The following is a 21,960-nucleotide window of genomic DNA, read 5'->3' as shown; positions in this document are numbered from 1 at the left end:
TCGGCCTTCAGGCCGACTCGGGCGCCGTTGTCGGCCTGAAGGCCGACCTACTGGTAAACCACCTCGACGTTCTCCGCCTGCAGCCACTGCTGCAGGCCGGCCAACAGTTCGTCGTCGAGGCGAACCCGCCAGCTCTCGCCCAGCGGCAACTCGCATTCCGCCTGCGCATTGCGATAGCGCACGCGCACCGGGCAGGGACCGTTGCGATACGGCGCGAGGAGTACGCGCAGCCGCTCCGCGGCCGCCGTGTCGCCGAGACTGACTTTTCCGTTCAGGGCCACGCGCAGTGCCTTGGCATAGCGCCCGCGCGCCTCGGCCAGGGTCATCAGCCTGTCGGCATTCACGCGCAGGCCGCCATTGAAATCGTCGCGGCTCACCCTGCCCTCGACGATCAGGGGATCGTCCTCGCGGATCTTGGCGCGCTCGGCGTCGTACAGTTCGTTGAACACCGTCATCTCGACCTGCGCCGTGCCGTCGTCGAGCGTGACGACGATCATCTTGCCGCGGCGGGTCATCTGGGTGCGGGTGGCGGTGACGATGCCGGCCAGCAGCACCGGCTCCTTCTGCGGCTCAAGCGAAGCGAGCGGACGCCGGATGAAGGCGGACAGCTCGGCGCGCACCTCGTTGTAGGGATGGCCGGAGAGGAAGAAGCCGAGCGCCTGCTTCTCGTTGAGCAGCCGCTCGCGCTCGCTCCAGGGCGGCGCCTCGATCATTTTCAACGGCTGATCCTGCCCGCCGCCGGCATCGAAGAGGCCGGCCTGCAGGGCGTTGCGCTCGGCCTGCTCCGCCGCCTCCAGCGCGATGCCGACCGAGGCCATCAAGCTGGCGCGACGCTCGTCGATGGAATCGAAGGCGCCGGCGCGGATCAGCGCCTCGATGACGCGGCGGTTCACCACGCGCTTGTCGATGCGCCTGCAAAAATCGAAGAGGTCCGTGAAGTCGCCGCCGGCTTCTCTCGCGCGCTGCATCGCGCCGATGGCCGACTCGCCGGTGCCCTTGATGGCACCCAGCCCGTAACGGATGGTCTTCGCATCCACCGGCGTGAAGCGGTGGCGGCTGCGGTTGATGTCGGGCGGCAGGAAAGTCAGTCCGTTGGCGACGGCGTCGGCGACGAAGAACTGCACCTTGTCGGTGTCGGCCATTTCGGAAGACAGCGTCGCCGCCATGAAGGCCGCCGGGTGGTGGCACTTCAGGTAGGCCGTCTGGTAGGCGACGAGGGAGTAGGCGGCGGCATGCGACTTGTTGAAGCCGTAGCCGGCGAACTTCTCCATGGTGTCGAAGATCTCGTTGGCCTTGTCGGCGCCGATGCCGTTGGCAGCCGCCCCGGCGACGAAGATCGCGCGCTGCTGCGCCATCTCCTCCGGCTTCTTCTTGCCCATGGCGCGGCGCAGCAAGTCGGCGCCGCCGAGCGAGTAGCCGGCCACCACCTGGGCCGCCTGCATCACCTGTTCCTGGTACACCATGATGCCGTAGGTCATGCCGACGACCCGCTCGAGCAGCGGATGCGGATAGACGATGCGCTCGCGGCCGTGCTTGCGGGCGATGAAGTTGGGGATGAAGTCCATCGGCCCCGGCCGGTAGAGCGCATTCAGGGCGATCAGGTCCTCCAGCCGGTCGGGTTTGGCCTGGACCAGGGTTTCCTTCATGCCGCGCGATTCGAACTGGAACACCGCCGTGGTGTTGGCCGTCTTGAAGATGCGGTCGTAGGTCGGCTTGTCGTCGAGCGGCAGCCGGTCGAGGTCCACCTCGACGTCCTCCACCTCCTTCACGAAGCGCACCGCTTCGGCGAGGATGGTCAGGGTGCGCAAGCCGAGGAAGTCGAACTTCACCAGGCCGGCCTTCTCGACATCGTCCTTGTCGAACTGGCTCACCGCCGACTCGGCGCCGCCGGCCGAGTAGAGCGGACAGAAGTCGGTCAGCTTGCCCGGCGCAATGAGCACGCCGCCGGCATGCATGCCGACGTTGCGGGTGAGGCCCTCGAGCTTCTCCGCCAGCTCCAGCAGTTGGCGAATCTCCTCCTCGCGCTCGGCGCGCTCGTTGATGGCCGGCTCCTTCTCGCGCGCGTCCTTCAGCGTGATGCCCAGCTCGTTGGGAATCAGCTTGGCGAACTGGTCGACGAAGTTGAAGCCGAGGTCGAGCACGCGGCCGACGTCGCGGATCACCGCCTTGGCCGCCATGGTGCCGAAGGTGGCAATCTGAGAAACCGCGTGGCCGCCGTAGCTGCGCTTGACGTAGTCGATGACGCGGTCGCGGCCCTCCTGGCAGAAGTCCACGTCGAAGTCCGGCATCGACACCCGCTCCGGGTTGAGGAAGCGCTCGAACAGCAGCTCGTAGCGCAGCGGATCGAGGTCGGTGATGCCGAGCGAATAGGCCACCAGCGAACCGGCGCCGGAGCCTCGCCCCGGGCCGACCGGCACGCCATTCTGCTTGGCCCAGTTGATGAAGTCGGCGACGATGAGGAAGTAGCCGGGGAAGCCCATCTGCTGGATGGTCCTGCACTCGAAGGCGAGGCGCTCGGCGTATTCCGGCCGCTTCCGCTCGCGCTCGGCCGCATCGGGATAGAGATGCGCCAGGCGCCGCTCCAGCCCTGCCTCGGCCTGCTGCGTCAGGTAGTCGTCGAGGGTCACGCCCTCGGGCACGGGGAACTGCGGCAGGCGGTTCTTGCCCAGTTCAATGGAAAGGTTGCAGCGGCGGGCGATCTCGACGGAATTCTCCAGCGCTTCGGGCAGGTCGGCGAAGAGCGCCTGCATCTCGGCCTGGGACTTGAAGTACTGCTCCTCGGTGAACACGCGCGGCCGGCGCGGGTCGGCCAGCACATAGCCCTCGGCGATGCACACGCGCGCCTCGTGCGCCTTGAAGTCGTCGCGCGCGAGGAACTGCACGGGGTGGGTCGCCACTACCGGCAGGTTCAGTTGCGCCGCCAGCGCCACGCTCGCTGCAACCAGCGCTTCGGCCTGCGGCTGGCCATAGCGCTGCAGCTCGATGTAGAAGCTGTCGGGAAACAGCCGCGCCCATTCGCGTGCCGCGGCCTCGGCCGGGGCGGTGGCGCCCATCAGGAGCGCCTGGCCGACATCGCCCAGGGCCGCCCCGGACAGGGCAATCAGGCCGGCATTGTCGCCGGCAGCGAAGGCGGCGCGCGGAATCTCCGCCCGGCCGCGGCTGCGCGGCCCGAGATAGGCCTGCGTCAGCAGTTCGCACAGGCGCAGGTAGCCGCCGCGGTTCTTCACCAGCAGGAGCAGGCGGGCGGGCCGGTCGCGGTCGCCCGCACCCGCGGCAGACTCCACCCAGACATCGCAGCCGATGATCGGCTTGAGGCCACGGCTGCGCGCCCCGCTGTAGAACTTGACCATGCCGAACAGGTTGGCCAGATCGGTCAGCGCCAGCGCCGGCATGCCGTCGGCGGCCGCCTGGGCCACGGCCTCGTCGAGGCGCACCATGCCGTCGGCTATGGAATATTCGCTGTGCAGGCGGAGATGGACGAAGGCGGGAGACGGCATGGGCGTATTTTAAGTCCGATCCCCTTTCGACGAGGCCTCAAATTTTTTCGCCTGGAGTTTTTCGGCGTTGCCGTGGTGTCGCCGTTTCTCCATAATGCGCCTCTCCCCCATGAAAAACGAAGCCACGGTTTTCCAATCGCCCGAACAGCGTTCCCTGGACGCCTGTCTGCGTTCGCTCAAGGCGCGCTGGCAGGATTACGGCGACCACGGCAGCTTCGAGCACTTCGTCGAATTCACGCTCGCCCTCGACAACCTGACGGAGCAGCTGAACAGCCTCAAGCTGCCGGGGCTGCTGCGCCAATGCGAGGGCCTGGAAAATGCCGCCCTGTCGCTCTTCGGCAACGAATCGTCGCACCCGGTCGGCGCCCAGGATGCGGTCGCCCTGGAACGTCAGATCGACACCCTGCTGCACACCATCGAACACGCCATGGCGCCCCAGGCCGGCGCCGAAGAGGAACATCGCCGTCATCCTTCCCAGCTGCCGCATGCCGGCGCCGAGTGGGCCAAGCCGCGCGCGATCTGGCTGATTGCCGAGGAAAGCCACGCCTGGGTGCCCGGCCTGGCCGAACAGCTCGGCTTCTTCGGCTTCCGCGTGCTGCGTTTCGGCTGGGGCGACCCGACGCCGAACGACGCCTCGCCGCTCGTCGCCCTGTTCATCCCGCAGGCCGACGGCTATGCTTCGGCAGAACTGCAGTCCATCCAGCTGATTCGCAGCGAGCATCCGACCAGCCAGCTGTTCTGCCTGTCGGTACCCAAGTCGTTGGAAACCACCGTGGCGCTGATGCGCGCCGGTGCCGATGCCGCCATCCAGTCCGAGCAGGAAACCTTCACCGTGCTCGGCCGCGTCCTCGACCTGTTGCAGTCGCGCGAACAGGATCCCTATCGCGTGCTGGTCGTGGAAGACTCACCGACGGCGGTCGCCATGATCCAGCGCTCGCTGTCGCAGCACGGCATCGACAGCCACCCGATCGGCAACCCGCAACTGCTGCTGTCGGCGGTCGAGCAATATCGCCCCGACCTCGTCCTGATGGACATGTACATGCCGCACTGCACCGGCGTGGAGGCCACCCGCGTGCTGCGACAGCTGACGGCCTACCAGTCCCTGCCGGTGGTGTACCTCTCCAGCGAGACCGACATGGGCATGCAGGTCGAGGCCTTGCGGCTGGGCGGCGACCAGTTCCTCACCAAGCCCTGCAACCCGGTGCTGCTGGCGGCCGTGGTGAAGACCAAGATCGAGCGCTACCGCGAAATGCAGCGCCACAGCCAGCACGACAGCCTGACCGGCCTGCTCAACCACTCGGCGGCGAAGAGCCGCCTGAACCTGCTGGTGCAGTCCCTCCTCAGCACACCCGAACCGCTGTGCGTGGCGATGCTCGACATCGACCATTTCAAGTCGATCAACGACTCCTACGGCCATCCGGTCGGCGACCAGGTCATCCGCAGCCTGGCCTGGCTGCTGAAGGGGCGACTGCGCTCCTCCGACATCATCGGGCGCTACGGCGGCGAGGAGTTTCTCGTCGTCCTGCGCAGCGCCTGCCTCGACGAAGCCGAAGCCGTGCTCGACTGCATCCGCGCCGACTTCGCCACCCTGCCCCACGCCCACGCCGCCGGCACCCTGCGCGCCACCTTCAGCGCCGGCATCGCCTGCTTCCCGGCCTGGAAGACCGGCAACGACCTCACCCACGCCGCCGACGAAGCCCTGCTCGACGCCAAGCGGCTGGGGCGCAATCGCATCGTACGGTCCGGGCAGATCAACACCGCGCAATGAACCCCGCCAGATGGGCGCTCGCGGCGCTGTTCGCCGGCGCCATCGGCATCGCCTTCGCGCCGATCTTCGTGCGCTGGTCCGAGGTGGGGCCGGTAGCGACGGCTTTCTGGCGCCTGCTCCTGGCATTGCCGCTGCTCGCGCTTTGGGCCGCCCTGGAGGAACGGCGCCAGCCTCCGGCAGGCACGACAGCCGGCTGGCCGATGGCGATGCTGGCCGGCATCTTCTTCGCGGCGGACCTCGCCGTCTGGCACTGGTCGATCCGCCTCACCAGCGTGGCCAATGCCACCTTCCTCGCCAACCTGGCACCGGTCGCGGTCACCCTAGGCGCCTGGGCCCTGCTCGGCGAGCGCGCGCGGCCGATTTTCTTCGCCGGTCTGCTGCTGGCGCTGTCCGGCGCGGCGCTGCTGATGGGGGCGAACCTGGGCGGACCGGGATCGGTCCTGCTCGGCGACGGCCTCGGCGTGCTGACGGCGGTGTTCTACGCCGGCTACCAGCTCTGCGTGAAGCGCCTGCGCGACACGCAGTCGACGGCCCGCATCATGCTGCTGAGCGGCACCGCCTGTTCGGCGGTCCTGCTGCCGGCGGCCCTGCTCATGGGGGAAAACATCCTGCCGACGAGCGCGACGGGCTGGCTGGTGCTCGTCGGCCTGGCGCTGGTCTGCCAGTTCGCCGGGCAGAGCCTGATCGCCTATGCGGTGGCGCACCTGTCGGCGAGCTTCTCCTCGGTCAGCCTGCTGCTGCAGCCGGTCGCGGCGGCGGCCTTCGCCTGGCTGCTGTTCGGCGAGGCGCTCGCCGCCCTGCAGTGGCTCGGCGCGGCAGCGGTGCTGGCCGGCATCTGGCTCGCCCGCCGCGGCACGAATTAGCTGCGGGTGTAACGCAGCGCGGTTTCGGCCACGCGCTTGCCCAGATGGGCGGCCGTCTTCAGGTCGCTCTCCAGCATGGCGTCGGCGCCCTGGTCGACGTTCGACTGCGACATCGCGCCGGCGAAGCTGCCGAGGCGGTTGAGGTCGTTCACCGAACCCTTGCTGCTGTTGTTGCCCGGCATCAGGCCCAGGCTCACCCACAGCATGCCGTGCTGGTTGGCGAAGACCATCAGCTGGACGAGCGAGTTCAGCTTGTCGCCGTTCTGGCTGCCGGAGTTGGTGAAGCCGGCGGCCAGCTTGTCCTTCCAGGCCGAGGAAAACCAGGCCTTGGAACTGGCATCCATGAACTTCTTGAAGTCGCCGGACAGGCTGCCCATGTAGGTGGGCGCGCCGAAGACGATCGCATCGGCCGCCGCCAGGGCGTCCCAGTTCCGGTCGGCGTCGGCCACGGAAAGCAGCTGCACTTTCACGTTCTCCACCGCCGCCGCGCCTTCCGCCACGGCCTTCGCCTGGCGCTCGGTGTGGCCGTAGCCGCTGTGATACACCACTACGACATGCTTCATTGTCATTTCCTTTCAGGGTAGATCGAACAACAGGACTTCCGCGTCTTGCGTCGCGGCAATCTCCAGGTCGGTTTCGTCGGCGATCTTCGCGCCGTCGCCGCTGCGCAGCGACTGACTATTGAGCGTCACGGCGCCGCGCGCCACATGCAGGTAGGCATGCCGCCCGGGCGCCAGCGCGTGGCGCACCGCTTCGCCCGGCGCCAGCAGCGCCGTGTAAAGCGCCGCGTCCTGGTGGATCGTCACGCTGCCCTCGCGCCCGTCGCTCGAGGCGATCGGGCGCAGGCGGCCGCGCCGCTCCTCCGGCGGGAAGTAGGTCTGCTCGTAGCCGGGCTTCACGCCGCGCACGTTCGGCTCGATCCAGATCTGCAGCAGGTGCGTCGCCTGTTCCGGCGCAGGATTGAACTCGCTGTGCAGCACGCCCTTGCCGGCGCTCATGCGCTGCGCCTCGCCCGGACGAATCACCGCGCCGTTGCCCATGCTGTCCTTGTGCTCGAGCGAGCCGTCGAGGATCCAGGTGACGATCTCCATGTCGCGGTGGCCGTGCATGCCGAAGCCCATGCCGGGCGCGACGACGTCCTCGTTGATGACGCGCAGCGCGCTCCAGCCCATCTGCGCCGGGTCGTGGTAGTCGGCGAAGGAAAAGGTGTGCCAGGTGTCGAGCCAGCCGTGGTTGGCGTGGCCGCGCTCGGCGGCCTTGCGCAGGGCGATCATGGCGCTCTCCTTTCAAAATGATTGAAGCATTGACGCCATGGTAATTCAGGCACAAACTGCCTGAAAAGCGAATAATTTCGACATTATCGTTCGATTTTTTTCAACATGCGAATTTCCCTCGACGCCCTGCAGGTCCTCGACGCCATCGACGCACGCGGCAGCTTCGCCGCGGCGGCCGAAGCCCTGCACCGCGTGCCCTCGGCGCTGACCCACGCCGTGAAGAAGCTGGAGGACGACCTCGCCGTGACGCTGTTCGTGCGCCAGGGCCGCCGCGCCGTGCTGACGCCGGCCGGCCGCCTGCTGCTGGAGGAGGGCCGCCACCTGCTCAGCGCCGCCGGCGAACTGGAGTGCCGCGTCCAGCGCATCGCCACCGGCTGGGAACATGAACTGCGCATCGCCGTCGAGGCGGTGCTCGATTTGAGCGCACTCTGGCCGCTGATCGGCGAGTTCTACCGGGAGATGTCCGGCACCCGGCTGCGCCTGTCGACCGAAGTGCTGGGCGGCTGCTGGGATGCGCTGGCCACAAGACGCGCCGACCTCGCCGTCGGCGCGCCCGGCGACATGCCGCCGGGCGGCGGCTACCGCTCGCAGCTCATCGGCCGCTCGCAGCCGGTGTTCGCCGTGGCGCCGTCGCATCCGCTGGCGAAGGCGCGCGAGCCGCTGCCGACCTCGGAAATCCTCAAGCACCGCGCCGTGGTGATCGCCGACACCTCGCGCCAGCTGTTGGCGCGCACGGCGGGCCTGCTCACCGGACAGGACACGCTGGTGGTGCCGGATTTCGCTGCCAAGCTCGCCGCACAGGTGGCGGGCCTCGGCGTCGGCCACTTGCCGTTGTCGCTCGCTGCGCCCGAGATCGCCGCCGGCCGGCTGGTAGCGAAACGCACGGTCGAGGCGGGCCCCGACCTGCCATTGCACGTCGCCTGGCGCAGCGACCACGAGGGGCGGGCGCTGGAATGGTTCCTGGAACGGCTGGAGGATGAAACCTTGCGGGCGGTCCTGCTGGGCGATGCGCCGAGGAAGCGCGCTACTCGTGCGGCGCGTCGACCCAGTCGATGATGCCCTGCCACTGCGGCAGGTCCTTCTCGGCGCGCGCCGGCGAGAGGTCGAACAGCGTCAGGCCGTGGGCGGCGGCCTGCACGTAGATCTGGGTGTCGCGCAGGAAGCCGAGCACCGGCACGTCGAGGCCCTCGAGGAAGCGTTCCAGCTCGTGCGCCGCGCGCGTGCGCGGGTCGACGCGCATGCCGACGACGGCGACGAAGGTCTTCTGGTTTCGCACCGCCTTCTCCTCCAGCAGCACGTCGAGGAAGTCGCGCGTGGCGAGGATGTCGAAGATCGAGGGCTGCAGCGGCACGATGACGCGGTGGATGCTCTTCACCACGACGTCGAGCTTCTTGCCGTGCAGGCCGGCCGGTGTGTCGAGCACGACGTGCGTGGTGTCCTTCGGCGGACGCGCCGGCTCGCCCGGCTGGATGTCCCAGCTGCGGATCGGCGGCAGCCCCTGCGGGCGCAGCTTGAGCCATTCGCGCGCCGACTGCTGGCGGTCGATGTCCCCCAGCATGACGCGATGGCCCCGGCGGGCGAACCAGCCGGCGAGGTTGGTCGCCAGGGTGGTCTTGCCGCAACCGCCCTTGGGGTTGGCGATGAGGAATGAATGAAGCATCGAGTTAATTTACCATAGCTGCATGACGCACAAGCGACGGCCGCACGCACAGGGGCACGGCGAGACGGCGGCCCACTACCTGGTGGGCGGCGTGCCGCGGGTGCGCCCGCAGCAGACCGCCGCGGAAGTCGTGGCCAGCCTGTCCGGCCGCGACTTCGAGTGCGCCGACCTCGTCTGCGTGCTCGACGACGACGAGCGCCTGGTCGGCATCCTGTCCGCCGCCGAACTGCTCACCCTGCCTGGCGGCCGGCCTGTCGGCGAGGCGATGCGCCGCGACTACCCGCGCGTGCATGCCGACGTCGACCAGGAACGGGTCGCCTCGCTGGCGCTGCACCACGTGCTCGACGCCGTGCCCATCGTCGACCGCGGCGAGCGCCTGCTCGGCGTCGTGCCGCCCTCGGCCCTGCTGCACATCCTGCGCCGCGAGCACGTCGAGGACATCCACCGCATCGCCGGCATCGGGCGCGAGACACATCGCGCCCGCGAGGCCATCGAGGCGCCGCCGCTGCGCCGCGCCCGCCACCGCCTGCCATGGCTGATCGTCGGCCTCGTCGGCAGCATGCTCGCCACCTTCATCGTCGCCCGCTTCGAGCAGGCTTTGAGCCAGAAAGTGGCCATCGCCTTCTTCGTGCCCGGGTTGGTCTACCTCGCCGACGCCATCGGCACGCAGACGGAGGCCGTGGCGGTGCGCGGCCTGTCGCTCTCGCACGCCGGTCTGGCGCATCTGATCGGCGGCGAATTGCGCACCGGGCTGCTGATCGGCCTCGTCCTCGGCGCCATCACCTTTCCCGCCGTCTGGCTGGCCTTCGGCGACTGGCACCTGGCGCTGGCGGTCACCGTCGCCCTGCTCGCCGCCGGCGGCGTCGCCACCAGCATCGGCCTCTTGCTGCCCTGGCTGCTGCAGAAACTCGGCACCGACCCGGCCTACGGCAGCGGTCCGCTCGCCACCATCATCCAGGACGTGCTGAGCCTGCTCATCTACTTCGCGGCAGTCACGCTGTTCCTATTCTGAGGAGGAATCATGGCCGAGAAACCCGGCTGGCAGGGCCGCTTCTACGAGGATTTCGAGGTCGGCGACCTCTACCGCCACCCGCTCGGGCGCACCGTGCTGGAGGTGGACAACGCGTGGTTCACCCTGCTCACGCAGAACACCGCGCCGATACACTTCGACCGCCACTACGCGGCGCAGACCGAGTTCAAGAAGCCGCTGGTGGATTCGACCTTCACCCTGGCGCTGATCACCGGCCAGAGCGTCACCGACATCTCGCAGAACGTCTTCGCCAATCTCGGCTGGGACGAAGTCAGGCTGCCGAACCCGGTGTTCGAGGGCGACACGCTCTATTCGCAGTCGGAAGTGCTGGAGAAGCGTGAATCGAAGTCGCGCCCCGACGTCGGCATCGTCAAGGTGCGCACCGTCGGCTTCAACCAGGACGGCAAGACGGTGATCGGCTTCATCCGCACGGTGATGGTGTTCAAGCGCGGCAAGGCGCCGGTCATGCCGCGGCCGGCGCCCTGAAAAAAGTCAGTCTCCGCAGTACGGCGATCAGGGCAGCAGGACCGTCGAGCCGGTCGTCCTGCGCGCTTCCAGGTCGGCCTGCGCCTGCGCTGCATCCTTCAGGGCATAGCGCTGGTTGACCTCGATCTTCACCTTGCCCGAGGTGACCATGCCGAACAGTTCGTCCGCCGTCTGCACGAGATCGCTGCGCTTGGCCGTATAGACGAACAGCGTCGGCCGCGTGATGAACAAGGCGCCCATCTTCGCCAGCAGGCCGAGGTCGAAGGGCGGCACCGGGCCGGAGGCGGCGCCGAACAGCGCCATCATGCCCATGGGCCGCAGGCACGACAGCGAATCCATGAAGGTATCCTTGCCGATCGAGTCGTACACCACCGCCACGCCCTCGCCGACGGTGAGCTCTTTCACGCGCTCGGCGAACTTCTCGCGGGTGTACACGATCGGGTGGTCGCAACCGTGCGCCTTCGCCAGCGCGGCCTTCTCGTCCGAGCCGACCGTGCCGATCACCTTCGCGCCGAGCGCCTTCGCCCACTGGCAGACGATGAGGCCGACGCCGCCGGCGGCGGCGTGGATGAGGATCGTGTCGCCCGGCTGCACGCTGTAAGTGCGCCGCAACAGGTACTGCGCCGTCATGCCCTGCAGCATCATCGCCGCGCCCTGCTCGAAGCTCAGCGCCTCGGGCAGCTTCACCAGCCGGTCGGCCGGGATCAGGCGCACTTCCGCATACGCGCCAACCGGCCCGCCGGCATACGCGACGCGGTCGCCGGCCTTGAGGTCCTTCACCTCAGCGCCGACCGCCTCCACCACCCCCGCCCCCTCCAGGCCGATGCCCGAGGGCAGCGGCAGCGGATAAGCGCCGGTGCGATGGTAGATGTCGATGAAGTTGAGGCCGACGGCATGGTGGCGCACGCGCGCCTCGTTCGGGCCGGGATCGCCGACGGCGACCTCTTCCCATTTCAGGACCTCGGGGCCGCCGGGCTGGTGGAAGCGGATGGCGTGGGGCATGGTCATTTCCTCTGTGGGTCTGGGGTTGTCTTGAAGGGCGGGTTCGAGGTGCCCGCTTCCTGCTCATATTCCGGCAGGCCGAACAACAGGCGAACGCCCGGTTCGGCATGACGGAGCAACTTAGGGTTTTGCTTGTAGGCGAGCAAAAGAAAGTCGCGGTTCGCCTGGATCTCCATCAGGAGGCGATAGTTCTCGTCGGCGGTCATGAGTCGCCTCCGGTCATGAGCTTCCGCAACTCTTCGATGTCGACCTTGTCCTTGCTACGCCCGGTGCCGGTCTTCATGGCGATCAGGTGGTCGATGGAGGCGACAGGAATGTTCAGCGGGCCGACGGCGACGGAAACGGCATCGCGCCGCAGTTCCTCGTAAGGCACCACCGGCCGGATCAGGACATCGATGATCGTCGCCGTGCCCTCCGGCTTGCGCAGCCCAAAGGCCAGCATGCCCTTCTCCCTGTACCAGCGATCGAGCAGTTCCGGCCGGGCCAGCGAATCGATATCGACGGGAATCACCGGCTGCAGTCCGGCCGCCTTGGCGCCAGCGATGAAGCGCCGCAGGTTGTCGTCGTCCAGCGCCAGCACGACATCCACGTCCATGGTCACGCGCCGGTAGCCATGTAAGGCCACGGCCAGTCCGCCGACCAGCACGTAGTCGACACCGGCATCCTCCAGCATCTTGATCAGATCGAACATGCCCATGGACGAATAATACGGCAAGCTCAATTCAATAGTCAGTCTCTGTGATACGGCGAGCTGGTTGGCGGGAGGGCGGTGCCTGGCTTGGCATGCCGACCGCGGCATGCCAAGATGGCGGCATTCTCGTGGAATTATCCGTTGCCCCCGGTCCTCCTCATGAAAATCGCACTTGGCAACCATTTCCCTCTGGCAAGCGCCGAATTCCCCGCATCATGGACTGAAGAGTTAAGAAAAGAGCTTACGCATGGCGCCCTCCAGCGCGTCGAAACGGTGGTGTCCATTCTGCTTGCCATCGAAGGCATATTGCTCATATTCGATTTCTATCGGACCAGTTGGCTGACGACCGGAGTCGACGCAGTTTTCATCTGGCGGGTTGCTTTCCTGGCATTCCTGCTGGCTTACCGCTTTTTCATAGACCGGCATTACCAGACCGAAATCCGCCTGAGGGCATTCCTCCTGTTCGGAATCCTGTTTGTTTCCTGGGCAAGTTTGGTGATGGCGGAAGTCTCCGGGGATATGTCGACTTATACGATCGGGGTCCTGGCGGTCGCTGCCGTCTGTCCCTTGCCGGGGCGTTTCAATGCTCAATTGTTCATTGGCTCCGGCATTGCCCTCGCCTCCGGTCTTTTTCTTCTTTTTCCGACCAAAGGTGCGTTTTGGCTCATCAACATCGTAGCCACCTGCGTGATTGGCATCGCCATAGAGCGCCTGGCTTTCAGGACGGCAGTGCGCGAATATTCACAACGCAAGGGCATTGAACGGCAACGGGAGCGTGTTGACGAACTTCTCTACAATGTGTTCCCGGAATCCATTGCGGCATCGCTGAAGGAGGGGCGCCGCTCGATTGCGCTTCATGGCGAGGTCACCATACTTTTTGCCGATGTTGTCGGTTTTACCCAGCTCGCCAGCCGACTGCTGCCTTCGCAGTTGATCGAGGTGCTCGAAACGCTCTTCGGCCACTTCGACCAGCTGGCGGCAAGGCACGGGGTCGAAAAGATCAAGACGATCGGGGATGCCTACATGGCGATTTCCGGAGCGCCGGTTCCCGTCGACCGCCAGGTGGAAAGAATGGCGGATTTCGCCATCGACATCGTCAACGCCTGCAAGGAATTCTCGGCCGAAAGCGGCCTTGACCTGGCGATGCGGGTCGGGATCCACACCGGCCCGGTGGTCGCCGGCGTCATCGGCAGTTCGCGGCTCTGCTATGACCTCTGGGGGGACTCGGTCAATATCGCCCAGCGCATCGAGTCCAACGGAGAGTCGAACACGATCAGCGTTAGCGAGCCCGTCTACTTCAAGTTGCGCAAGGAATTCGAACTGGAGGATCGCGGGGTCGTGGACATGAAAGGCAAGGGGCCGACCAAGACTTATGTCCTTAGGGGGCGGCTCGGCGACAACCCCAGGATTGCGTACGACGGCCTGGGTGTCGGCATAGGCGTTCCCCAGGAAAACAGGGCGTGACGACGTTTCCGGCTCGCCCGGCCGGAGGAGCCGGAAACGTCAGCCACGCAGGTGGTTGGCATCCACCACCGCCAGCGCCGTCATGTTCACCAGCCGCCGCACCGTCGCAGTCGAAGTCAGGATGTGCACCGGCTTCGCCGCGCCGAGGAGGATGGGGCCGACGGTGATGCCGTCGCCGCCGGTGATCTTGAGCAGGTTGAAGGCGATGTTGGCGGCATCCAGGTTCGGCATGATGAGCAGGTTGGCCTCGCCCTTCAGCGCCGAATCCGGGAACACCCTCTGGCGAATCTCTTCCGACAGCGCGGCATCGCCGTGCATCTCGCCGTCCACCTCCAGTTGCGGCGAACGCTCGGCGATGAGGCGGCGCGCCTCGCGCATCTTCAGTGCGGAAGCGGTCTTGCGGCTGCCGAAGTTGGAATAGGAGAGCAGCGCCACCTTCGGCGCGATGCCGAAGCGGCGCACCTCTTCCGCCGCCATCAGCGTCATCTCGGCGATCTGCTCCGCCGTCGGATCCTCGTTCACGTAGGTGTCGCAGATGAACAGCGTGTGGCGCGGCAGCATCAGCACGTTCATGGCGGCGAAGTTGCGCGCGCCGGGCTTCAGGCCGATGACGTTGGCGACGCGCTCGAGGTGGCGCGTCAGCTGGCCGTGGGTGCCGCAGAGGATGGCGTCCACGTCGCCGCGCTTGAGCAGCAGGGCGCCGATCAGGGTGTTGGAGCGCAGCACTTCCTTCTTGGCGATGCCGGGCGAGATGCCGTCGCGCTGCATCAGCCTGTAGTAGTCGTGGGCGATGTCGCGGTAGCGTGCGTCGTGCTCGACATTGATCAGCTCGAAGTCGCGACCGGGCGCAATGCGCAGGCCGAGCTTCTGCAGGCGCGCCTCGACCACCGCCGGGCGGCCGAGCGCCACCGGACGGGCGATGCCCTCGTCGACGGCGGCCTGGATGGCGCGCAGGACGCGCTCGTCCTCGCCCTCGCAGTAGAGCACGCGCTTCGGCGCCTTCTTCGCTGCGGCGAACACCGGCTTCATCAGCGTGCCGGAATGGAAGACGAACTGGGTGAGCTGCTGGCGGTAGGCGTTGAAGTCCTTCAGCGGCCGCGTGGCGACGCCGGAATCCATCGCCGCCTGCGCCACCGCCGGGGCGATCTTGACAATCAGCCGCGGATCGAAGGGCTTGGGGATGATGTACTCGGGCCCGAAGGCCATCTCCGTGTCGCCGTACGCCGTCGCCACGATGTCGGAGGCTTCCGCCTGCGCCAGCTCGGCGATGGCGCGCACGGCGGCGAGCTTCATCTCTTCCGTGATGGTCGTCGCTCCCGCATCCAGAGCGCCGCGGAAGATGAAGGGGAAGCAGAGGACGTTGTTGACCTGGTTCGGGTAGTCCGAGCGGCCGGTGGCGATGATGGCGTCACTGCGCACCGAGCGCACTGTCTCGGGCAGGATCTCCGGCGTCGGGTTGGCCAGCGCCAGGATGAGCGGGTTTTTCGCCATCTTCGCGACCATCTCCGGCTTGAGCACGCCGCCGGCGGAGAGGCCGAGGAACACATCCGCGCCCTCGATCACCTCGGCGAGCTTTCTGGCGGAGGTCTTCTTGGCGTAGCGCGCCTTGATCTCGTCCATCTCCTCGGGCCGGCCCTCGTACACCACGCCGTGGATGTCGGTGACCCAGATGTTCTCGACCTTCACGCCGAGCATGACGATCATGTCGAGGCAAGCCAGCGCCGCGGCGCCGGCGCCGCTGGTGACCAGCTTCACCGCGTCGAGCTTCTTGCCGAGGAGCTTGAGGCCGTTCAGCACCGCCGCACCGACGACGATGGCGGTGCCGTGCTGGTCGTCGTGGAAGACCGGGATTCGCATGCGCTCGCGCAGCTTGCGCTCGATGTAGAAGCATTCCGGCGCCTTGATGTCCTCGAGGTTGATGCCGCCGAAGGTCGGTTCCAGCGCGGCGATCATGTCGACCAGCTTGTCGGGGTCGCGCTCGGCCAGCTCGATGTCGAAGACGTCGATGCCGGAGAATTTCTTGAACAGGCAGGCCTTGCCCTCCATCACCGGCTTGGCGGCGAGCGGGCCGATGTTGCCGAGGCCCAGCACCGCCGTGCCGTTGGTGACGACGCCGACCAGGTTGGCGCGGGAAGTCAGTTCCGCCGACACGGCGGCATCGGCGACGATGGCATTGCAGGCCGCCGCCACGCCGGGGGAGTAGGCGAGCGCAAGGTCGCGCTGGTTGGTGAGTCCCTTGGTGGGCACCACGGAAATCTTGCCGGGGGTGGGCAGGCGGTGGTATTCGAGCGCCGCCGCGTCGAGGTCCTTTTCCATTCTCTTCTCCTCCGTCTCGTGGACGGTCGATTCATTCTAGGCCGGGGCCGGCCGCGCTTCCATTGTGGGAAGCCGCAGGGAGAGTATCGCGGATCGGCGCGGCGGCGTCAGTCGCCCGGAAGACAGCTCGTCAAAAGGTGCCGGGGTAGGCGCCGCCGTCGAGGAGCAGGTTCTGCCCGGTGATGAATCCGGCCTGCGCGCTGCACAGATATGCGCAGGCGGCGCCGAACTCCTCGGGGTCGCCGATGCGGCCGGCGGGGATGGTACTGATGCGCTCGGCCAGCGCCTCCTCGTAACTGACGCCGCGCGACCTGGCCTGGCCGCCGATCACCGTGCGGATGCGGTCGGTGTCGAAGAAGCCGGGCAGCAGGTTATTGATGGTGACGTTGTGCTTCACCGTCTTCCTCGCCAGCCCGGCGACGAAGCCGGTGAGTCCGGCGCGCGCGCCGTTGGAGAGGCCGAGCACGTCGATGGGCGCCTTCACCGCGCCGGAGGTGATGTTCACGATGCGGCCGAAGCGGCGCGCGATCATGCCGTCCACCGTCGCCTTGATCAGCTCGATGGGCGTCAGCATGTTGGCGTCGAGCGCGGCGATCCAGTCCTCGCGCGTCCAGTTGCGGAAATCGCCGGGCGGCGGCCCGCCGGCGTTGTTCACCAGGATGTCCGGCTGCGGGCAGGCGGCGAGCGCCGCCGCGCGTCCCTCCGGCGTGGCGATGTCGGCGGCGACGGCCGCGATCGCCGTGCCGCGGGGACTGACTTTTTCCAGCTCGGCCGCCGTCGCCTCGAGGGCCTCGCGCCCGCGCGCGACGATCGTCACATGCACGCCCTCGCGTGCCAGCGCCAGCGCGCAGCCGCGGCCGAGGCCCTTGCTCGCGGCGCAGACCAGTGCGCTTTTTCCTGCGATGCCGAGATCCATCGATTACTCCGTCAGAAAATCCAGCAGCAGCCGGTTGAAGGCGTCCGCCTGCTCGATGTTGGAAAGGTGCGAGGCGTCGGAAATGACCTCCAGCCGCGCGCCGGGAATCGCCGCGGCGATGGCTTCCGACATCGCCGGCGGCGTGCCGGGGTCGTCGCGGCCGACGACCACCAGCGTCGGCGCCTTGATCCCGTTCAGGCGATCCGTGACGTCGATGCGGGCAATCGCCTGGGCGCAGCCGACGTAGCCGGCCACCGGCGTGTTGCGGATCAGCGTGCCGATGGTCTCCATCACCTCCGGATGCGCCGCGCGCCAGGGCGGGGTGAACCAGCGCGCCAGCGTCGGCTCGACATGCGCCGCCATGCCCTGCTCCTGCGCGACGCGGATGCGCTCGGTCCACAACGTTTGCGCCTCCGCCGGCATGCGGCTGGTGGTGTCGGCGAGCACCAGGCGGCCGAGGCGGCCCGGCGCCTTCAGGGCGAGGTGCTGGCCGATCATGCCGCCCATCGACAGGCCGCAATAGTGCGTGCGCTCGATCTTCAGCGCATCGAGCAGGCCGAGCACGTCGTCGGAGAGCTGGTCGAAGGTATAGGCGCCGGCCGGCGCGTCCGTGCCGCCGTGGCCGCGCGTATCGAAGCGCAGCACGGTGAAATGCGGTTCGAGCGCCGCCAGCTGCGGCGCCCACATCGAGCCGTCGCAGCACAGTGAATGCGACAGCGTCAGCCAGGGGCCGCTGCCGGATATCTCGCAATGGATGTCGATGCCGTTGGCGCGTACCTTCATCGTGCTCTCCTCAGACCGGCGTCAGCTTGGCCACCGACAGCGCCAGCCACTTGACGCCCTCGCGACCGAAGTTCACCTGCACGCGGGCGTCCGAACCGGCGCCCTCGGCGTTCACGATCACGCCCTGGCCGAATTTCGCATGCGCCACGTTCTGGCCGATGCGGAAGCCGCCGGCCTCCTTCTCCGCCATGCGCCGCACGACGGCGGCCGGTGGCGGCGCGGCCCAGGCGGCCCGGCGCGGCGATGCAAAAGTCAGTCCCCCGGATACGGCGGCATGGCCGCGCGCCATGCGCGGCGTCAGCCACTTCAGCAAGCCTTCGGGAATCTCGTCGAAGAAGCGCGAGGGCAGGTTGTAGCGCGTCTGGCCGTGCAGCATGCGCGTCTGCGCGTGACTGAGATACAGGCGCTTCCTGGCCCGCGTCACCGCGACGTACATCAGGCGGCGCTCCTCCTCCAGCCCCTTGTCTTCGCGCACGCTGTTCTCATGCGGGAAGAGGCCTTCTTCCAGACCGCTGATGAAGACGACGTCGAACTCGAGGCCCTTGGCCGAGTGCACCGTCATCAGCTGCAGGGCGTCGTCGCCCTCGCCGGCCTGGTGCTCGCCGGCTTCCAGCGAGGCGTGCGAGAGGAAGGCGGCGAGGTCGCCGGAGAGTTCGCCCTCGGCGTCGGCGCTGCCTTCCTCGGCGACGAAGTTCTCCGCCGCGTTCACCAGCTCGTCGAGGTTGGCGAGGCGGTCCTGGCCTTCCTTCTCGGTCCGGTAATGGGCACGCAGGCCGGAAATCTCCAGCACCTGCTCGACGGTCTCGGGTAACGTCAATCCTTCGCAGGCGGCCTTCAGCCGGTCGACCAGCGCGGCAAAGGTGGCCGCCTTGCCACCCTGCTTCGCCGTGCCGTAGAGACTGACTTTCCCTGCCTTCGCCACATCCTGCAACTGTTCGATGCTGCGCGCGCCGATGCCGCGCGCCGGGAAATTCACCACGCGCAGGAAGGCGCCGTCGTCGTCGGAATTGGCGATCAGGCGGAGATACGCCAGCGCATGCTTCACCTCCTGCCGCTCGAAGAAGCGCAGGCCGCCGTAGACGCGGTAGGGCAGTCCGGCGGAGAAGAGGGCGTGTTCGAGCACGCGCGACTGGGCGTTGGAGCGGTAGAGCAGCGCCATCTCGCGGCGCGCCAGACCCTCGGCGGCGAGGGACTTGATCTCCTCGACGATCCAGCGCGCCTCTTCCGTGTCGTTGAAGGCTTCGTACACACGGATCGGCTCGCCCGAGCCGGCGTCGGTCCACAGGTTCTTGCCGAGGCGCGCCTCGTTGTGCTTGATGATGGCGTTGGCGGCGTCGAGGATGTTGCCGTGCGAGCGGTAGTTCTGCTCGAGCCGGATGACGTTGGCCACCTTGAACTCGCGCTCGAAGTCGCGCATGTTGCCGACCTCGGCGCCGCGGAAGGCGTAGATCGACTGGTCGTCGTCGCCGACGCAGAACAGGCTGGCGCCGCCGCCGGCCAGAAGCTTGAGCCATCGATATTGCAGGACATTGGTGTCCTGGAACTCGTCGACCAGGATATGGCGGAAGCGGCCCTGGTAGTGGCTCCGGATCGGTTCGTTGCGGGCGAGCAGCTCGTAGGAGCGCAGCAACAGTTCGGCGAAATCCACCACGCCCTCGCGCTGGCATTGCGCCTCGTATTCGCGATACAGCTCGACGCGCTTCCTTGTGTAATCGTCCCAGGCTTCCGCCGCGTCCGGCCTCAAGCCGGCTTCCTTCTGGCCGTTAATGAAATTGACGACGTCCCGGGGAGGAAACTTCTCGTCGTCGACATTGAGCGCCTTGAGCAGCCGCTTGACCGCCGCCAGCTGGTCGGCCGAATCGAGGATCTGGAACAGCTGCGGCAGGCCGGCGTCGCGGTGATGCGCGCGCAACAGGCGGTTGCAAAGGCCGTGGAAGGTGCCGATCCACATGCCGCGCGTGTTGATGGGCATCATGGCGGACAGGCGCGTGAGCATCTCCTTGGCCGCCTTGTTGGTGAAGGTGACGGCGAGGATGCCGTGCGGTCCGGCCTGGCCGGTCTGGATCAGCCAGGCGATGCGTGTGGTGAGCACACGCGTCTTGCCGGAGCCGGCGCCCGCCAGGATCAGGGCGTGCTGCGGCGGCAGGGTGACGGCGGCGTGCTGGGGCGGGTTGAGGCCGCTCAGGAAGCTGGACATTGGCCGATAACGTAGTTCAAGCCGAAATTATACTGCCCGGCAGACTGTAATCCGTTTGTAATTGACGACAACGCATCGTGCGCGAAATCGATACGGCACACCCAAACGCCGACTCCTCAACCCGCTCGCCCGCCAGGGAATGGCTGGAACTCGCCGGCGGCAGAAAAATCGTTGCTCTCGCCGCCACCGTGACGCTGGCCGGCGCGCTCGTGTACGTCGCCCTGCTGCCGGAACTGAAAGGCCTGAAAGACTACCGGCTGCTCGGGCCGGCCTTCCTCATCCCGATCGCCCTGGTTGCGCTGCTGCTCGTCCGGCTCGGCAAGCCCCTCGCCGCCTATCACGGCCTGCTCTGGGGCGCGCTGCTGGCGGTCACGGCGTCCTGCGCCCTCGTCGCCGGCCTGCGCACCGGCATCGTCTTCGCCTACCCGGCAATCATCGTCGGCGCCATGGTGCTTGGCCCGCGTGTCGTCGTGCTGGCCGGCGCGCTGGCCATCGCCGCCGTCATCGGGCTCGGCACGGCGGAATATGCGGGCCTGCTGCCCCCGCCCAGATTTTCCTCGACCTTCATCATCGGCCTGGCTTATGTGATCGTGCTGTTCGTCCTCAGCAGCATCGCCGCCGCCATGGTGCGCGAACAGAAACGCTGGCGGGACAAGGAAGCGAGGGCCCTGCACGCCCTGCAGTCGAGCCTGGGGGCTCTGACGCAGCGCGAGCAGGACTTGCGGCTGATCATGAACAATGTCCCGGCGGGAATATGCGCCTTCGACGGGTGGGTATGCCGTTTCGCCAACGGACACCTTGCCGCCTATTGCGGCTTCAGCGAGGACGAGATCGTCGGCAAGCACCTGAGCGAGGTCCTCGGAAACGTCAACTTCCCGCTGGCCCGCCCTCACGTCGAGAAGGTGCTGAAAGGCGAGCCGGTGAACTATCGCGGCCCCAACCCGTCGCCGCTGGCCGCAGGCCGATACATGCAGTTCAACCTGGTCCCCCGCAGCGGCAACGACGGGAAGATCGAGGGCTTCTACGGCCTGTTTTTCGACATCACGCACCACGAGAAGGCCAAGCAGGAGATCGAGCGGCTCAATCGCGAGCTGGAGCAGCGGGTCAGGGAGCGCACCGCCGACCTGGCCTCGGCCAACCGCGAACTGGAATCCTTTGCCTATTCCATTTCGCACGACCTGAGGGCGCCGCTGCGCGGCATCGACGGCTTCAGCCAGATGGCGCTCGAGGAGTACGGCGACCAGCTCGAGGCAGGGGGGCGCAGCTACCTCGAGCGCGTGCGCGCCGCCGCGCAGCGGATGGGGCATCTGATCGACGACATTCTCGAACTGTCGCGCGTCTCGCGCCACGCCATGCAGCAGGAACGCGTCGACCTCTCGCGCCTGGCGGCGGAGCTGATGGACGAGATCCGCGAGGGCGATCTCCTGCGCAGCGTCGAGGTGTCGATCGCGCCGGGCTGCACCGCGCTGGGCGATCCGCGCCTGCTGCGCGTGCTCCTGCAGAACCTGCTGGAGAACGCCTGGAAATACTCCGCCCGCCAGACCGAGGCCCGCATCGATTTCGGCAGCGAGCTGCTCGACACCGGCGAAACGGCCTTCTTCGTGCGCGACAACGGCGTCGGTTTCGACATGAAGTACGCCGACCGCCTCTTTTCTCCCTTCCAGCGCCTGCACGACCCGAAGGACTATCCCGGCTCGGGCATCGGCCTGGCCACCGTGGCGCGCATCGCCCATCGCCACGGCGGCCGGGCCTGGGCCGAGTCGGCGCCCGGACAGGGCGCGACGCTGCGCTTCACCCTGGGCGGCCAGGGCGTCTCAGATAGCTTGGCGCCGTAGCGTGGTGACTGACATTCCCGGGTTTCTCGGCGTGCCGGGGCGGGTTGAGGCCGCGAAGTATATTCCGCATCTGAGGAGTCGCGATTGAGCACTAAATATAACGCCCGCCCGCAGGGCTTCTGTTAATGTTGTCCGGACAAAAGGAAGACGGCTGCCGGGAACCCGCGGCACCCCAGGG

The 21,960-nt window shown here is 67.3% G+C and carries 18 protein-coding genes; 7 read left to right on the top strand and 11 right to left on the bottom strand.

The window, feature by feature from the left end:
• Positions 1–47 precede the first annotated feature (47 nt).
• A complete protein-coding gene (gene dnaE / locus ROZ00_16315) occupies positions 48–3,497 on the bottom strand; it encodes a DNA polymerase III subunit alpha (GenBank protein MDT3737794.1) in 3,450 nt (1,149 codons plus the stop codon).
• A gap of 109 nt (positions 3,498–3,606) precedes the next feature.
• On the opposite strand from dnaE, the gene ROZ00_16310 reads away from it, so the two are divergent.
• A complete protein-coding gene (locus ROZ00_16310) occupies positions 3,607–5,265 on the top strand; it encodes a diguanylate cyclase (protein MDT3737793.1) in 1,659 nt (552 codons plus the stop codon).
• The gene (locus tag ROZ00_16305) at positions 5,262–6,128 is read left to right on the top strand and encodes a DMT family transporter (GenBank protein ID MDT3737792.1); all 867 of its coding nucleotides are present in this window, start codon (positions 5,262–5,264) and stop codon (positions 6,126–6,128) included. Before ROZ00_16310 ends, ROZ00_16305 begins: the two co-directional genes overlap by 4 nt.
• On the opposite strand, the gene ROZ00_16300 is transcribed toward ROZ00_16305, so the two are convergent.
• Positions 6,125–6,691 carry a flavodoxin family protein gene (locus ROZ00_16300; protein MDT3737791.1) on the bottom strand — a complete coding sequence of 189 codons (567 nt, stop codon included), beginning with the start codon at positions 6,689–6,691 and terminating at the stop codon, positions 6,125–6,127. The genes ROZ00_16305 and ROZ00_16300 overlap by 4 nt on opposite strands.
• Before the next feature lie 12 nt (positions 6,692–6,703).
• On the bottom strand, positions 6,704–7,402 hold the full coding sequence (locus ROZ00_16295) for a pirin family protein (GenBank protein MDT3737790.1): 699 nt from the start codon (positions 7,400–7,402) through the stop codon (positions 6,704–6,706).
• 105 nt (positions 7,403–7,507) lie between these two features.
• On the opposite strand from ROZ00_16295, the gene ROZ00_16290 reads away from it, so the two are divergent.
• Positions 7,508–8,458 carry a LysR family transcriptional regulator gene (locus ROZ00_16290; protein ID MDT3737789.1) on the top strand — a complete coding sequence of 317 codons (951 nt, stop codon included), beginning with the start codon at positions 7,508–7,510 and terminating at the stop codon, positions 8,456–8,458.
• Here ROZ00_16290 and ROZ00_16285 read toward each other — a convergent pair.
• Positions 8,427–9,062, bottom strand: coding sequence for a ParA family protein (locus ROZ00_16285; protein MDT3737788.1), 636 nt, complete (start codon positions 9,060–9,062; stop codon positions 8,427–8,429). The two genes, ROZ00_16290 and ROZ00_16285, sit on opposite strands and share 32 nt — an antisense overlap.
• A gap of 22 nt (positions 9,063–9,084) precedes the next feature.
• Here ROZ00_16285 and ROZ00_16280 point away from each other — a divergent pair, with 22 nt between their 5' ends.
• Entirely contained in the window at positions 9,085–10,074 is a 990-nt protein-coding gene (locus tag ROZ00_16280) for a magnesium transporter (protein MDT3737787.1), read from the top strand.
• A 9-nt stretch (positions 10,075–10,083) separates the two neighbouring features.
• Positions 10,084–10,578 (top strand): MaoC family dehydratase, encoded by a 495-nt coding sequence (locus ROZ00_16275; protein ID MDT3737786.1) that lies wholly within the window; start codon positions 10,084–10,086, stop codon positions 10,576–10,578.
• A gap of 27 nt (positions 10,579–10,605) precedes the next feature.
• On the opposite strand, the gene ROZ00_16270 is transcribed toward ROZ00_16275, so the two are convergent.
• From ROZ00_16270 to ROZ00_16260, 3 genes are read right to left on the bottom strand one after another with little or no spacing between them, the layout of a single operon-like run.
• Positions 10,606–11,580 (bottom strand): quinone oxidoreductase, encoded by a 975-nt coding sequence (locus tag ROZ00_16270; protein ID MDT3737785.1) that lies wholly within the window; start codon positions 11,578–11,580, stop codon positions 10,606–10,608.
• 2 nt (positions 11,581–11,582) lie between these two features.
• Positions 11,583–11,786, bottom strand: coding sequence for a hypothetical protein (locus ROZ00_16265; protein ID MDT3737784.1), 204 nt, complete (start codon positions 11,784–11,786; stop codon positions 11,583–11,585).
• Positions 11,783–12,271, bottom strand: coding sequence for a hypothetical protein (locus ROZ00_16260; protein ID MDT3737783.1), 489 nt, complete (start codon positions 12,269–12,271; stop codon positions 11,783–11,785). Before ROZ00_16260 ends, ROZ00_16265 begins: the two co-directional genes overlap by 4 nt.
• 159 nt (positions 12,272–12,430) lie before the next feature.
• Between ROZ00_16260 and ROZ00_16255 the strand changes: the two genes are divergently transcribed.
• Positions 12,431–13,735 carry an adenylate/guanylate cyclase domain-containing protein gene (locus ROZ00_16255; protein ID MDT3737782.1) on the top strand — a complete coding sequence of 435 codons (1,305 nt, stop codon included), beginning with the start codon at positions 12,431–12,433 and terminating at the stop codon, positions 13,733–13,735.
• 39 nt (positions 13,736–13,774) lie between these two features.
• Here the strand turns inward: ROZ00_16255 and ROZ00_16250 are convergent, their stop codons facing one another.
• The 4 genes from ROZ00_16250 to ROZ00_16235 all read right to left on the bottom strand — a co-directional run bounded on the left by ROZ00_16250 (position 13,775) and on the right by ROZ00_16235 (position 19,947).
• Complete coding sequence (locus tag ROZ00_16250) at positions 13,775–16,051, bottom strand: NADP-dependent malic enzyme (GenBank protein MDT3737781.1); 2,277 nt, start codon at positions 16,049–16,051, stop codon at positions 13,775–13,777.
• A 130-nt stretch (positions 16,052–16,181) separates the two neighbouring features.
• Positions 16,182–16,967 carry an SDR family oxidoreductase gene (locus tag ROZ00_16245; protein ID MDT3737780.1) on the bottom strand — a complete coding sequence of 262 codons (786 nt, stop codon included), beginning with the start codon at positions 16,965–16,967 and terminating at the stop codon, positions 16,182–16,184.
• 3 nt (positions 16,968–16,970) lie between these two features.
• A complete protein-coding gene (gene pcaD / locus ROZ00_16240) occupies positions 16,971–17,750 on the bottom strand; it encodes a 3-oxoadipate enol-lactonase (protein MDT3737779.1) in 780 nt (259 codons plus the stop codon).
• Between the two features lie 10 nt (positions 17,751–17,760).
• Positions 17,761–19,947: a 3'-5' exonuclease gene (locus ROZ00_16235; GenBank protein MDT3737778.1), complete on the bottom strand. Its 2,187-nt coding sequence runs from the start codon at positions 19,945–19,947 to the stop codon at positions 17,761–17,763.
• Positions 19,948–20,024: 77 nt separating this feature from the next.
• Here ROZ00_16235 and ROZ00_16230 point away from each other — a divergent pair, with 77 nt between their 5' ends.
• Positions 20,025–21,782, top strand: a complete 1,758-nt coding sequence (locus ROZ00_16230) for an ATP-binding protein (GenBank protein MDT3737777.1) — start codon at positions 20,025–20,027, stop codon at positions 21,780–21,782.
• Positions 21,783–21,960 lie beyond the last annotated feature (178 nt).

This window comes from Denitratisoma sp., assembly GCA_032027165.1.
In the GTDB taxonomy this organism is placed as follows: Bacteria; Pseudomonadota; Gammaproteobacteria; order Burkholderiales; family Rhodocyclaceae; genus Desulfobacillus.
This window is presented reverse-complemented; position numbering and strand designations above follow the sequence as displayed.